The sequence below is a fragment of the Salinarimonas sp. genome, from assembly GCF_046292825.1.
Lineage (GTDB): Bacteria > Pseudomonadota > Alphaproteobacteria > Rhizobiales > Beijerinckiaceae > Salinarimonas.
In genome coordinates this window covers 16,541-30,280 of the sequence record NZ_JBKBQG010000019.1, presented here as the reverse complement: position 1 = coordinate 30,280, position 13,740 = coordinate 16,541, and the positions used below count along the sequence as shown (strand labels likewise).

8 protein-coding genes are annotated in these 13,740 nt (G+C 72.2%); 2 read left to right on the top strand and 6 right to left on the bottom strand.

The annotated features are described in order from the left end of the window. Positions 1-438, bottom strand: a complete 438-nt coding sequence (locus ACK4UM_RS11105) for a hypothetical protein (RefSeq protein ID WP_409798837.1) — start codon at positions 436-438, stop codon at positions 1-3. On the opposite strand from ACK4UM_RS11105, the gene ACK4UM_RS11100 reads away from it, so the two are divergent. Next, a complete protein-coding gene (locus ACK4UM_RS11100; RefSeq protein WP_409798748.1) occupies positions 362-586 on the top strand; it encodes a ribbon-helix-helix protein, CopG family in 225 nt (74 codons plus the stop codon). The genes ACK4UM_RS11105 and ACK4UM_RS11100 overlap by 77 nt on opposite strands. 137 nt (positions 587-723) lie before the next feature. On the opposite strand, the gene ACK4UM_RS11095 is transcribed toward ACK4UM_RS11100, so the two are convergent. Both ACK4UM_RS11095 and ACK4UM_RS11090 read right to left on the bottom strand, forming a co-directional pair. Beyond that, positions 724-2,112, bottom strand: a complete 1,389-nt coding sequence (locus ACK4UM_RS11095; RefSeq protein ID WP_409798746.1) for a M20/M25/M40 family metallo-hydrolase — start codon at positions 2,110-2,112, stop codon at positions 724-726. A 484-nt stretch (positions 2,113-2,596) separates the two neighbouring features. Beyond that, a complete protein-coding gene (locus ACK4UM_RS11090; protein WP_409798744.1) occupies positions 2,597-3,937 on the bottom strand; it encodes a dicarboxylate/amino acid:cation symporter in 1,341 nt (446 codons plus the stop codon). A gap of 192 nt (positions 3,938-4,129) precedes the next feature. Here ACK4UM_RS11090 and ACK4UM_RS11085 point away from each other — a divergent pair, with 192 nt between their 5' ends. Beyond that, the gene (locus ACK4UM_RS11085) at positions 4,130-5,626 is read left to right on the top strand and encodes an inorganic phosphate transporter (RefSeq protein ID WP_409798742.1); all 1,497 of its coding nucleotides are present in this window, start codon (positions 4,130-4,132) and stop codon (positions 5,624-5,626) included. Positions 5,627-5,639: 13 nt separating this feature from the next. Here ACK4UM_RS11085 and ACK4UM_RS11080 read toward each other — a convergent pair whose 3' ends face one another. From ACK4UM_RS11080 to ACK4UM_RS11070, 3 genes are all read right to left on the bottom strand, one after another. Next, positions 5,640-6,305: a hypothetical protein gene (locus ACK4UM_RS11080; protein ID WP_409798741.1), complete on the bottom strand. Its 666-nt coding sequence runs from the start codon at positions 6,303-6,305 to the stop codon at positions 5,640-5,642. A gap of 614 nt (positions 6,306-6,919) precedes the next feature. Continuing rightward, entirely contained in the window at positions 6,920-7,825 is a 906-nt protein-coding gene (hemF, locus tag ACK4UM_RS11075) for an oxygen-dependent coproporphyrinogen oxidase (protein WP_409798739.1), read from the bottom strand. A gap of 13 nt (positions 7,826-7,838) precedes the next feature. Next, a complete protein-coding gene (locus ACK4UM_RS11070) occupies positions 7,839-13,484 on the bottom strand; it encodes a hypothetical protein (RefSeq protein ID WP_409798737.1) in 5,646 nt (1,881 codons plus the stop codon). Positions 13,485-13,740 lie beyond the last annotated feature (256 nt).

The window sequence follows — 13,740 nt, the reverse complement described above, 5'->3', positions numbered from 1 at the left end:
TCACCGCGCCTCCACTCGCCGACCGAGCACGCGCACGAGATCGCGTCGCACACCATCCTCCTCGTCCCCGAGGAGGGCGAGCGCGCGTGCCTTGACGCTCAAACCGTCGAGCGTCTGCGCGGGATGTGCGCCGATGCGCTCGGCGATCGCGTCGCACAAGGTCCAGCCCTGCGCGATCGCGCCCGCGACCCGCTCCGACCCGTCCCCCAAAACCTCCTCGGCCAGCCAGAGCGCGTCCACCGCCTTGTCGAGCGCGGCGCCCAGCTCCAGAAGCCGCGCGTCCCGGTGCTCCTGCGCGCCGGGCGTGGTATCGTTCGTCTCGCACAAGGGGCGAATCCTGTTCGAGGGGCTGAATAATCGTATGTCGAAAAAGGATGCCGTGTCAATTCCCGACATACGAAAAAAGCGAGGCCGCCCTGCCACCGGCCTCATGCCCATGCTCACCTTCCGCGCACCACCGGAGATCGTCGCAGCTCTGGAGGAGGCGGCCCGTCGCGCGCCGGATCGGCCGAACCGGTCGGAGATGATTAGAAGGATCGTGACGGAGTGGTTGGAGGGGGAGGGGTTGGTGGAGGGGGAGCAGTAACGGCTGACCGGCAAGTTGCCGCGAGGGAGCCTATCGCGCGCTCGGAGCCGCCGCCGCGGCGATGATCCCGGCAGGTCCATCGCTCGCAGCCAACCGGGAGCCGTTCGGCATTTAAGACCTCGCGGTCTTCCTAACCCTCACTCCCCCAACGCCGCCAAAATCCGCGCCCACGAGCGGATCCCCTTGTGGAAACTACGCAAATCGTACTTTTCGTTCGGCGAATGCACGCGGTCGTCGTCGAGACCAAACCCGACGAGGACCGAATCGAGGCCGAGCGTCGACTTGAACGTGCCGACGATCGGGATCGAGCCGCCCGAGCCGATCACCACCGGCTCGACCTGCCATTCCGCGGCGAGCGCCTGGCTCGCCTTGGCGAGGGCCGGGCTGTCGTAGGGGAGCGCGATGGCGCGCGAGCCCTTGTAGCGGATGAGCTCGTAGCGGCAATCCTCCGGGATGCGGGCGGCGACGTGGGCCTCGAGCGCGTTCGCGACCGCCTCCGGGTCCTGGTCGCCGACGAGGCGGAACGAGATCTTCGCGCGCGCCTCCGCGGCGATCACGGTCTTGGTGCCCTCCCCCGTATAGCCGCCGACGATGCCGTTGACGTCGCAGGTCGGGCGCGACTGGATCTGCTCGATGACCATGCGTCCCGATTCCCCCACCGGCCGGGCGAGCCCGACCTGGCCGAGGAAGCCCTCCGCCGTGAGCCCGAGCGCGTGCCAGCGCTCGCGCACCTCCTCCGGCGGCTCGGCGACGCCGTCGTAGAAGCCGTCCAGCGTCACGCGGCCTTCCGCGTCGTGGAGATCGGCGACGATGCGCGAGAGGATGTGGATCGGGTTCGCGGCCGCGCCGCCGAAGAGGCCCGAATGCAGGTCGCGATCGGCGGCGCGCACCACCACTTCGGTATAGACGAGGCCGCGCAGCGAGGCGGTGATGGCGGGCGTGTTCGGGTCCCACATGCCGGTGTCGCAGACGAGCGCGAGATCGGCGGCGAGCTCGTCCTTGATGGCGGCGACGAAGGCCGGCAGCCCGCGCGAGCCGTTCTCCTCCTCGCCCTCGATCAGGAAGGTGATCCCGATCGGCAGCTTGCCCGTCACCGCCTTCCAGGCGCGGCAGGCCTCGACGAAGGTCATCACCTGGCCCTTGTCGTCGCAGGCGCCGCGGGCGACGATGATCTTGCGCCCGTCCGGCGTCTCAGCGATCCGCGGCTCGAAGGGCGGCGTCTCCCAGAGCGACAGCGGGTCGACCGGCTGGACGTCGTAATGGCCGTAGAACAGCGCATGCGGCGTGCCCGCCGGCCCGTCGATGCGCCCGACGACGGACGGATGCGCGCCGGGCACCTCGCGGACCTGCGCGCCGACGCCGAGGCTCGCGAGATCCGCCCGGAGCGACTCCGCCGCCGCGCGGCAATGGGCGGCATAGGCCGAATCGGTCGAGATCGAGGGGATGCGCAGGAGCGCGAACAGGCGCTCGAGCGACGCGTCGAGGTCGGCATCGATGCGGGCGAGGACGGCGTCGAGATCGGACATGCGGGGCTCTCCTTGGAATGCGGCGATCCTAGCGACCCGAGCCCCCGAGGAAAGCCCCGGTTTTCCCCATCGCCCGTGCGACGGATCGCGCGAGCATCCCACCAGGGATCAGATTTGTCTCGTTGAGCGAGCGGCGGATGCAGCGCGCTCTTGTCCTTCCCCCTTGGGGGAAGGTGGCTCCGGGCGCCAGCCCGGAGACGGATGGGGGTCGTGCAGAAGGCACCCTGACGCTTGACCCTGCACTCCCCTCACCCTCGGCGCCTCCCAACGGGGGCCATGAGCGTCGCACGTCTTTTCGGGTCTTATTCCGGATCGGGCTCGGGGTGGAGGTCGTGCAGGATCTGACGTATCGGTGCCATGTCGACGACCCCCATCCGACCCGCCGCCTTCGGCGTCGGGCCACCTTCCCCACAAGGGGGAAGGACAGAGCGCCCGGCATCGACGTCGGTCCCATACGACGCCGACGATCGCCGGCCACGGACGGCTAAGTCGCCGCCCCCGCCGTCACCCCGGCCCCCTCCCCTGCCCCCGTCTCGCGCAGGAGGATGCAGGCGACGAGGTCGCCGGTCACGTTCACGGTGGTGCGCGCCATGTCGAGGATGCGGTCGACGCCCAGAATGATCACCATGCCCTCGACCGGGATGCCGAAGCCGGCCGCGACGCTCATCAGGATCGCGATCGAGACGCCGGGCGTCCCCGGCGCGCCGATCGAGGTGGCCACCAGCGTCGCGGCGATGAGCGCGGTCTCGCCGAGCCCGAGCTCGATGCCGGCCATCTGGGCGAGGAACAGGATCGCGACGCTCTGGTAGAGCGCGGTGCCGGCCATGTTCATGGTGGCGCCGAGCGGCACGACGAGGTTGGCGGTGGCCTCCGGCACGCCGAGCCGCCGCGCGGTCGCGATGGTCATCGGCATGATCGCCGACGAGCTCGAGGTCGAGAAGGCGAGGAGCATGGTCGAGCCCGCGCCCTTCAGGAACGCCCCCGGCGAGACGCCCGCGCGCAGCCACAAAAGCGCGAGATAGACGCAGAGCAGGATCGCGAGCCCGGCGATCACGGTGAGCACGTAGGCCGACATCGCCGCGACCGTGCCGAGCCCGATGCGCATCACGAGCTGCGCCATCAGCCCGAACACGGCGAAGGGCGCGAGGAACATCGCCCATTTGACGATCTCCATCGCGATCGAGAGGAGCGCGTCGAGAAGGCGCAGGAAGGGCGCGATCCGCTCGCGGTCGACCTGCAGGCAGGCGAGGCCGACGAGCACCGCGAGCACGACGACCGCGAGGAGATCGCCCTGCACGATCGAGGCGGTGGGGTTCGTCGGCAGCACCGCGGCGAGGACTTCCGGCGCGCGGGCGAGGTCGAAGGCGTCGTTGCCGGCGGTCGGGCGCGGGGCGGGCGCAAGCGTGCCGCCCATGCCGGCGCCGGGCGCCATCAAATTGGCCAGGGTCGCGCCGAGCGTGACGGCGAGCACGGTCGTCGCGAGGACGAAGAGCGCGAGCCGCCCCGCCACCGCCTTGAGCGCGCCCGCGGACGCCGAGCCGGCGAGCCCGCCCACGATCGAGGCGAAGACGAGCGGCACGAGCACCATCGCGATGAGCCCGAGGAAGATCATGCCCGGCAGCGCGAGCCAGGAGGCGATCGTCTCCGAGGTCGCGGGCGCGACGAGCCCGACATCCGGCCCGAGCAGCGTCCCGAGCGCGAGCCCCGCCGCCATGCCGACGAGCACCTGCGCCCACAGCCGCGTCCTGATCCAGGCCCGCGTGCGGAAGCGCTGGCGCTGGAGGTGCATGCCCTGGTGCATCGTCGTGTCGATGGTGCGGTCCATGAAGGGTCCTTTCGCGCGCGCCGGGTCTTGCGCGGGTCGGGGCTCGATAGACCGCATGGACCGCGAATGCGACCCCGGAATGTCGCGGACGCGATGCCTCCCGAGCGCGGGCCGCGGCCCGAATCCGCTTCCAATCCGGAACCGGAATGCTATGGGCAGGCGTTGTTTTGCCGGCGCAAGGATTGCTCTCTCTTGGCGAAAGTCGACAAGGACCTGAAGAAGGTCGGACGGCTCGAGGCCGCGACCTACGATCTCGCTCGCAGCCTCGCGGGTCCGGGTCTCGTGCTCGTCTTCCTGATCGGCGCGATCGCAGTCGCGGCCTTCTCCGTGACCGAGGGGCCGCTCAGCGTCTTCGTCGTGATCGGCGCGGTGATCGCCGCCTACATGGCGCTCAATGTCGGCGCCAACGACGTCGCCAACAATATGGGCCCCGCCGTCGGCGCGCGGGCGCTGACGCTCGGCGGCGCGCTCGCCATCGCGGCCTTCTGCGAGGCGGCGGGCGCGCTGATCGCCGGCGGCGACGTCGTCAACACGGTCTCGCGCAACCTGTTGCGCACCGACGCCGCCATGAGCGCGCTCGACTTCATCCTCGTGATGATGTCGGCCTTTCTCGCGGCGGCTCTGTGGATCAACCTCGCGACCTATCTGCGCGCACCGGTCTCGACCACCCATTCGGTCATCGGCGGGGTGATCGGATCGGGCTTCGCCGCGGCGGGCGCCGCCGCCGTCGCCTGGCCGGTGATCGGCACGATCGCGGCCTCGTGGGTGATCTCGCCGGTGCTCGGCGGGGCGATCGCCGCCGCGCTCCTCGGCTTCGTCAAATGGGCGATCCTGTTTCGCGAGGACAAGATCGCGGCGGCCGAGCGCTGGGTGCCGGCGCTCGTCGGGCTGATGGCGGGCATCTTCGCGATGTATCTCGCGCTCAAGGGCCTCTCGCGGATCTGGCGCCCGACGACGGAGCTCGTGCTCGGCCTCGGCCTCGCGTTCTTCGCCTTCGGCTGGCTGATGTCGCGCCCCTGGGTGCGCCGCAACGCGCGCGGGCTCGAGAACCGCTCGAAGCACGTGAGCACGCTGTTCACGGTGCCGCTGATCTTCGCCGCCGCCCTCCTCTCCTTCGCGCATGGCGCCAACGACGTCGCCAATGCGGTGGGCCCGCTCGCCGCGATCGTCGCCGCGGCCGAGAGCGGCACGGCGGCGGTCGATCGCGTGCCGCTGCCGCTCTGGGTGCTCGCGATCGGCGCGATCGGCATCGCGGTGGGGCTCGCTCTGTTCGGGCCGCGGCTCATCCGGGTGGTCGGCGAGACGATCACCAAGATGGACCAGATCCGCGCCTATTGCGTCGCGCTCTCGGCGGCGACGACGGTGCTGATCGCCTCCTGGCTCGGCCTGCCGGTCTCCTCGACCCATATCGCGGTCGGCGCCATCTTCGGGGTGGGCCTCCTGCGCGAGGCGCTCACCAACAAGGGCGTGCCGAACCCCGCCGTGCAGCCGCGCTCGCTTTTCCTCGAGCCGGAGAAGCTCAACAAGACGCCGCAGGAGGCGATCGCCAATGCCCGCAAGCGCGAGAAGCGCCGGCTCGTGCGCCGCCGCCACGCCTTCGGCATCGCCGCCGCTTGGGTGATCACGGTGCCGGCCTCGGGTGCGCTCGCAGCGATCCTGTATTTCGTGCTGCGCTTCTTCGCGGCCTGAGCGGACCGGCGCGTCACGCCGTCTGCAGGGCGGCGAGGAGGCGGGCGGTCAGCGTCAGAGCGAGCGCCTGCGCGCCGAAGATCGCGATCGCGAGGAGAAGGCTCGCGGCGCGCGTCGGTGGGCCACGGCCGGCGCGCCGCGCGGCGCTCTCGGCGAGCGCCATGTGCAGCGGCAGCGCGCCGACGAGGCCCGCATAGAGATAGACGCCCGACAGATTGCCGAAGCCGGCGGCGGCGACGAGCGTCGGCGCCACCACCGCGAGGCCGCGCGCCGGATCGCCGCCGAACGAGCCGAACAGGACGGCCGAGCCCGCATAGATCGCCGCGTGAAGGGCGACGAACAAGCCGGTCCGCGCGGCGAAATCGAGCGCGACGATTCTGCCGAGCCCGGTCGTCTCCGCCCTCACGCGGGCCAGCAGCGTGAACGAGACGTAGTTGAGTGCGATGACGACCGGCAGTCCGTTCGTCGCGACCTGCCGCAGGAACGCGCCGAGCGCGCCCTCGCTCCCCCGCAGATGGGCGGCGAAGCCCGGCGTGAGCAAGACGTAGAGCGCGAGCGCCGGCACGAGCCCGGCGATCGAGACGAGCGCCACGTTGGCGACGAAGCGCGCCGCCGGCAGTTCCGGCGTCAGATGCCGCTCGACGAGCCGCGAGAGGGGGCCGTTCGCGTGCAGGGGCATGGCGTCACCGTCGCGCTCTCGCCGCTCTTCGTCTCCCGACGCGTTTCGGCAGGCGCGACCCTTCTCCTTCCTCCCGCTCGGAGTCTTGCGAATCTTGCGAGGGTTGTCATCCCGGGCCGCGAAGCGGACCCGGGACCCATACGCTCGACGACAAGTTCGGGCGCACATGCCGCGCTCGCCCCGCCACCTTGGAGCAGAAATCGTCGGAGAAACGCAGCCTACAGGCTGCGACTGCAGCGTCGAGCGTATGGGTCCCGGATCGCCTTCGGCGTCCGGGATGACACCGCAGGGAGGGATTTTCGAACGTTGAGTCTAAGCTTAGAGTCTGCGAATCTTTCGCCTAGTACTTCAACGCCGTCATTCCGGGGCGCGAAGCGAGCCCGGAACCCAGATTCCCGACCGTCGATTAGCAGCCTGTAGGCTGCGTCCCTCAAGGCGTCATCTTTCTTTGGTTGAAGCGCGAGCGCGCATGCGCGCTCGAACCGACGTCGAGGTTCTGGGTTCCGGGCTCGCTTCGCGCCCCGGAATGACGACAGGGAAGAGATTTTCGAACGCTCGGGGGAAGGAGAGGGAGCGCGCAGCCTACCCCCGCCAATCCCCCGAAAGCCGCCGGCTCACGGCCAGCGCACCGTCGGCGGCATCGAGGAGAGGATGGATTCGACGTTGCCGCCGGTCTTGAGGCCGAAGATCGTGCCGCGGTCGAAGAGGAGGTTGTACTCGACGTAGCGCCCGCGGCGGATGCACTGCTCCTCGCGGTCGGCCTCCGTCCAGGGCGTGGCGACGTTGCCGCGCAGGATGCGCGGATAGATGTCGAGGAAGGCCTCGCCGACGCGCTTGGTGAAGGCGAAGTCCTCCTCCGGGTCCCCGCTCCAATGGTAGTCGTAGAAGATCCCGCCGATGCCGCGCGGCTCGTTGCGGTGCTTGAGGAAGAAGTACTCGTCGCACCATTCCTTGTAGCGGGCGTAATCCGCGACATGCGCGAAGGCCTCGCAGGCGCCGCGCATCGCCTCGTGGAAGGCGATCGTGTCGGGGTCCTCCTGGCGGCGCCGGCGATCGAGCACGGGCGTCAGGTCCGCGCCGCCGCCGAACCACGGCTTCGTCGTGACGACGAAGCGCGTGTTCATGTGAACCGTCGGCGCGTGCGGGTTCCAGGGATGGGCGATGAGGGAGATGCCCGAGGCCCAGAAGCGCGGATCTTCGCCCGAGCCGGGGATCTGGCCGCGGAACTCGGGGGCGAACTCGCCGAACACGGTCGAGACGTGCACGCCCACCTTCTCGAAGACGCGCCCGCGCATCATCGCCATGGTGCCGCCGCCGCCATCGGCGCCGCTATGGTCCTTGCGCGACCAGGGCTTGCGCTCGAAGCGGCCGGCTTCCCCCGGCGCGTCCGCGTGGAAGGGCCCCGTCGCCTCGTCCTCGATCGCCTCGAAGGCGGCGCAGATGCGGTCGCGCAGGCTCGCGCACCACACCGGCATCGCCTCCTTCAGGCCCGCGACCGCGCCCTGATCGATCTCCGCCATCGCGCGCGCTCCCTCAGCTCAGCCGGCCGCTCGCATGGGCGAGCATCGTGTAGACCTTGCCGGTCTCGGAGGTGAGGTAGGTGCGCGTGAGCACCTGGTCGCGATCGTCGCGGGCGACCTCGGCGAGGAGCCGCTCGAACTCCTCCACGTAGCGGTCGACCGTCTGCCGGAAATCGGCCTCGCGCCGGTACTTGCGGCGGATCTCCTCGAAGGTGGCACGGCCCTGCTGGGTGTAGAGCCTGCCCTCGAAGCGGCCCATCTCGCCCGGCTCGTAGCCGTTCCAGAACTCGACCGCGACCTCGTGCACGATCATGCGCGCGATGTCGACGGAGATCGAATTGAGGCTCTCGAGCGCGTTCGAACGCGGGCGGGCGGCCTGCTGCTGGGCGGCGGGCTTGGCCGCGGGCTTCGGCGCGGCCGGCTCCTCGTCCTCCGAGGCGCGGGCGAGGACGTCGGAGAGCCAACCGCCGCGCGCCGCGCTCGCGGGCGCCCCCGCATCCGAGCCGCGCAGGCTGAGCTTCTCGACGCTGGCGCGCGCGGGCTGCGCCGGAGCCGGGGCGGGTGCGGGCGCCGCCGGAGCGGGCGCCGCGCCGCGCAAGGCGGGCTGGGCCGCGAACACGTCGGTCGCCGCCGCCACCGCCGCGCCGCCGATCGCCGCCGCGCGGGCCTGCTGCGGCTGGGCGGGGATCGCGTCGACCGCCTTGGAGGAGCGGGCGACGAGGGAGGCGAGCTCGTTGAGCGCCTTGATCTGGTCGCCGACGACGCGGCGCATGGCGGCCGCGCTCTCCTCGGTCTCCTTCGGCAATTCGAGCACGCCGCGCTTGAGCTCCGCGCGGGTCGCCTCGAGATCGCGGCTGACCTGGGCCGTCATGCCCTTGAGCTCGGAGGCCGCCTCGCGGAAGCGCGTCGCCGCGCCCGCGAGCGCCTCGTTCATCTCGCGCGCGACCTCGGAATAGGCGTCGCGGATGGCGAGCGCGGTGCGGGCGCGCTCGTCGGAGGTGGCCTCGCGCACCTTCTCGAACTCGGCGCCGATGGCGCGGCTCGCGCTCTCGGCGCTCGTGGACAGGACGCCGCCGATGGCGCGCGCCTTCTCCTCGGCCTCGTGCAGCGCGCCCTCGATCAGAGCGGAGAAGGCGCTCGTCGCGCGCTCCATCTCGCCGGAGCGCTCGTCCATGCGGGCGAGCGCGCCTTCCAGCGCCTGCACGCGCGCGCCGAGCGCGGCGCCGAGGCGGCTCTCGAGCCGCTCGAGCACCGCGGTGGCGTCGCCGAGCGAGGCGAGCTGATCGCGCGTGGTGTCGGCGATCTGGCGGCCGCGCTCGTCGAGCAGCATCGCGAGCTCGCCCGCCTCCTTGATCGCGCCCGTCGAGACGCCCTGGAGGGCGGAGACCTGCCGCTCGACGCGGGAGGCCGCGTCGCGGGTCTGCTCGGCGACCTCGCCGATGAGCGCCGCGATCTCGCCCGCGCGGCCGGCGAGCGCCTGCTCGACCTCGCCGAGGCTGCCCGTCGCGGAATTGGCGACGCCCTGGAGCGCGCGGTTCGCCTCGTGCAGGCGCAGGAGGACGCCGCCGAGCTCGGTGCGGATGCGCTCGTTCGTCGCGACGAGCGCCCCGACGGTCGCCTGGGTGCCCTCGTCGAGCGCCTCGCGCAGCTCGCTCGTCGTGCGCGCATAGGCTTCGCGCAGGTCGTCGCTGCGCACGGCGAGCGCGTCGAGCAGCTCGCGGCTCTGGGCGCCGAGCCCGTCCACGAGCCGGCTCGAGAGCGTGTCGACGTCGCGGCCGAGCGCCTCGGAGCGGGCTTCGAGCGCCTGCACCAGGGCGACGCCGCGGGTCTCGATGAGCTGATGCAGCGAGCCGACGCGCGCGCCGAGCGCACCGACGAGCGCCTCGCCACGATCGTCGACGATGCGCGCGAGATCGGAGGTGCGCTGGTCGAGCGCGTCCGTCAGGGCGCCGGCGCGGGCGTCGATCGCGCCCGTCGCCTGATCGATGCGCTCGCCGAGATTGACGATGATCGCGTCCGAGCGCTTGTCGAGGATCTCGGCGAGCGTGGTGCCGCCGCGCTCGAACAAAGCCGAGAGCCGGCCCATGCGCGTCTCGAGAGCGGTCACGAGGCCCTCGCCGCGGCTCTCGATCGTGCCGGCGAGGCGCGCCCCGCCGTCTTCGATGAGATGCTCGATGCGCCCGATGCGCTCCTCGAGCGTGCCGACGAGCGTCTCGCCGCGCGCCGCGAGGCTCGAGGTCAGGCGCTCGCCGCCCGAGGCGATCAGCGCGTCGATCTCGCCGACGCGGGCGCCGAGCGTCGCCACGAGGTCGCGGCCGCGGGCGTCGAGCGTGCCGACGAGACCCTCGCCGCGCTCCGACAGGAGCTCGGAGAGCGCGCCCATGCGGTCGTCGAACAGGCTGCCGACCTCGGCCATCCGCGCCGACAGCGTGCCGACCACCTCCTCGCCGCGCTCGTCGATGATGGCCGCGATGGAGCGGCTCGATTCGGACAGCAGCGTGGCGATCTCGCCCATGCGGTTGCCGAGCGAGACCGCGACGTCGCGGGTGCGCGCCTCGAGCTGCGCCGTCACCTCGCGCCCGCGCTCGTCGAGCGTCTGGGCGAGGAGCCGGCTCTTCTCGTCGAAGACGTGGGCGAGATCGTCGGTGCGCGAGGTCAGAGCCGCGACGACCTCGCGGCTGCGGGTCTCGAACAGGGTCACGAGCTCGCTCGAGCGCTGGGACAGCGTCTCGTCGATGTCCTTCGCGCGGCTGTCGTAGAGGCCGATGAAGGCCTCCGCGCGGGCGCCGATCGCGCCGTCGATCGCCTCGCCGCGCGCGCCGATCTCGCCGGAGACGCGCTCCAGCCGGCCGATCACGCGGGTCTCCAGGTCCTCGACGCGCCCGTCGAGCGTCGTCGCGATGGCCTCGACGCGGCCGTCGAGCGTCTTGGCGATCTCCTCGGCGCGGCCGCCGAGCACGGCGTCGATCTCGCCGGCCTTGGCGGACAGGACCTGCGTGAGCTCGGCCGAGCGGTTGCCGATGACCTCGCCGATCTCGGCCGCGCGGCTCTCGAGCGTGCGGGCGAATTCGCGGCCGCCCTCGGCGAGGACGCGGGCCATCTCGCCGGTGCGCACCACGAGCGCCTCGTTGAGCGCGGAGGAGCGCGCGCCGAGGCTCTGGTCGACGCGGGCGACGAGCTGGTCGAAGGTCGCGGTGATCTCGAGCGAGCGCTTCTGCGAGCGCTCCTCGAGCGCCGCAAGCTGGGCCTCGACGCTCTCGGTCGCCTCGCGGGCGCGCTCGGCGAGGCTCTGCGCGAGCTCCTGGCCCTGCACGTTGACGATGCGGTCGATCTCGGCGAAACGCTCGGAGACGACGCCGGTCAGGGTCTCGACGTCGCGGCCGAAGCGCTCGGCGAGCGCCCCGCCACGGTCGACGATCGTCTCCTCCAGCACGCGCAGCTTGGCGCCCAGCGCCCCGTCGAGCGCCTCCGCGCGCTCGCCGATCCGCTCGACGAGACGACCGCCGCGCTCGACCACGATCCTCTCGAAGCCGTCGAGCCGCTCGCCCAGCAGCTTGTCGAGGGCGGCGCCGCGGGTGTCGAGCGTGTCGGTGAGGGTGTCGCTCGTGCGCTGCAGCGCGTCGTTGATGCGAAGGCCCTGCGTCGTGATCGCAACGACGACCTCCTTGCCGGTGGCGGCGAGGTCCTCGCGCGTCTGCGCGGCGCTCGCGGCGAGGGCGCCGGCGAGCGCGCGCTCGTGCTCGCCGACCGCGCCCCGGAAGGCGTCCGTATGCGCGGAGAGCGCGTCCGCGAGGGTGCGGGCGGCCTCCTCGACGCGCAGGCGCACGTCGTCGCCCGAGAGCGCCACCGCCTCGCTCGCCTCGGCGATCTGCGCGCGCAGCGCGTCGAAGCGCTCGGCGATCCGCTCCGAGACCGCGTCGCCGGAGCGGGCGACGGCGGCGCTCGCCTCCTCGACCTCGGCCTTTAGCGCCTCGAAGCGCTCCGCGATGCGGCCGGACACCTCGTCGCCGGAGCGGGCGATGGCGTCGGCGGCGGAGGCCACCTCCGCGCGCACGCTCTCGCCGCGCTCGGACAGGCGCGCGATCACGCCGTCGCCGACCTCCTCGAGGCGACGGGCGAGGCCCTCGCCGCGCGAGGCGAGGACGTGGCCGACGTCGGCGACGCTCTCCTCGATCTGCGCGCGCGCCTCGGCGCCGCGGGCGGCGAGCGTCGCGGCGATGGTCTCGCCGGTCTCGGCGAGACGGGCGTTGAGCTCCTCGCCGCGGGTGGTGAAGCTCTCCTCGAGCGCCTTCGCGGTGCCCTCGAAGGTGGCGCGCACGAGCGAGCCCTGCTCGGCGAGCGAAGCGACGACGCCCTCGCCGGTCTGGGCGAGGGTGCGGGTGATCTCGCTCGCGCCCTCGGTCAGCCCGCGGGTGAGCACGCGCCCGGTCTCGTCGAGCGCGTTCGTGATGTCGCGCGATTTGCCGTCGAGGGTCAGCGCCAGCTCCTCGCCGGTCGCGGCGATGCCCGCCTTGATCTCGTCGCTCGAGCCGGCGAGACGCTGGATCAGCTCCTCGCCGCGCGAGGCGATGTCCTCGACGACGCGCTCGCCGGTGCGGCCGAGGGCGAGGGTGATCTGCTCACCGCGCGATTCGAGCGAATGCGACACCCGCTCGCCGGTCTGGCCGATCGCCTCGACGACACGCGCGGCCGCGTTCTCGAGATCCTGGGTGAAGCTCTGGTGCGAGCCGGCGAGCGCCGCGCGCACGCGCTCGGCATTAGAGACGATCGCCTCGCGCTGGGCGACGAGCTCGTCAACGAGCGAGCGGATGCGGATCTCGTTGTCGGAATAGGCCCGCTCGAGCGTGGAGATCTCGGTGCGCACGAGCGTCTCGAGCTCGCCGGCGCGGGCGAGCGCGCGCTCGATGCCGTCGCCCACCGCCGCAACCTCGCGGCGCACGGCCTGGGAGACGGTGAGCACCGCGTCGGTCGAGAAGGTCTCGGGCGTGGCGAGCCGCACGGCGACCTCGCCGATGGAGCGGGCGACGAGCTTCATCTCCTGCGAGCGCACGGCGAGGATCGCGGCGGTGAAGATCGCGGTGACCGGAGCGAGCACGAGGACGAGGGCGACCGCCGCCTCGGCCGGCGACCAGGGCCCGCCGAGCGTGGCGAGGCCCGCCTCGGCGGAGGCGACCGCCGCGAGGCCCGCGACCCAGAGGACGGAGAGGCCGGCGGCGACGGCGTAGGGGCGCCGCGAGGGCCGCGCCTGGAGCGCCTGCATCAACGCGCCGACGCTCGCCCGATCGTCGTTGGCGACGCGCGAGCGATCGGGACCGAACTCGGCGAGGGGATCGGAGCCCGGCCCGTCGGCGGGCACGGCCTCGGCGGGGGCGGCCTCGACGCGCGCCTCGGGCAGGCGGGCGAGCTCGTCCTTGCCGATCTCGGGCAGGCGAAGCTCCTCGGCGAAATTGGCGCGGACCGCCGCGAGGCGCTCCTCGTCGGCCCCCTCGGCGCGCGCCGACGGCTCGGCCGGCGTCGTGCCGTCGGCCGCGTCCGGTCCGCGCTGATCCGGCCGCTCGCGCGGATCGGGAGCGGGACGCTCCCCGTCCAGCCTCAGGGCCTGCTCGATCGCCGAAAGCGCCGCTTCCGCCGGGTCCTTGAGCTTCTTCTCTGTCGCCATCTCGCCGCCTCGTGACGCAACACGCGCGAGGGCATCTGCAGGAGAGCGCGTTAAAGTTTCGCTCCCCCGGCCCCCGAAATCCGCCGGCCCCGCCTCCCGAGGCGCGACGGACATGCGCGATCTTCTCGGAGCGACTTTAGAGGCGCGCGGATGCGAAGGAAACCCGAGCGCGGACGCTTCTTAGGTTTTCGTTAACGCTGTGGCCTCCAGGCTGTGGACAGGCGCCCGGACCCCGCCCCCGGACAAGGAGAGCCGC

Excerpts from the sequence above, each read along its gene's own strand:
- ACK4UM_RS11105 (WP_409798837.1), bottom strand. The coding sequence starts at position 438 with ATGGGCATGAGGCCGGTGGCAGGGCGGCCTCGCTTTTTTCGTATGTCG.
- ACK4UM_RS11100 (WP_409798748.1), top strand. The coding sequence starts at position 362 with ATGTCGAAAAAGGATGCCGTGTCAATTCCCGACATACGAAAAAAGCGA.
- ACK4UM_RS11080 (WP_409798741.1), bottom strand. The coding sequence starts at position 6,305 with ATGCCCCTGCACGCGAACGGCCCCCTCTCGCGGCTCGTCGAGCGGCAT.
- ACK4UM_RS11090 (WP_409798744.1), bottom strand. The coding sequence starts at position 3,937 with ATGGACCGCACCATCGACACGACGATGCACCAGGGCATGCACCTCCAG.
- ACK4UM_RS11070 (WP_409798737.1), bottom strand. The coding sequence starts at position 13,484 with ATGGCGACAGAGAAGAAGCTCAAGGACCCGGCGGAAGCGGCGCTTTCG.
- ACK4UM_RS11095 (WP_409798746.1), bottom strand. The coding sequence starts at position 2,112 with ATGTCCGATCTCGACGCCGTCCTCGCCCGCATCGATGCCGACCTCGAC.
- hemF (WP_409798739.1), bottom strand. The coding sequence starts at position 7,825 with ATGGCGGAGATCGATCAGGGCGCGGTCGCGGGCCTGAAGGAGGCGATG.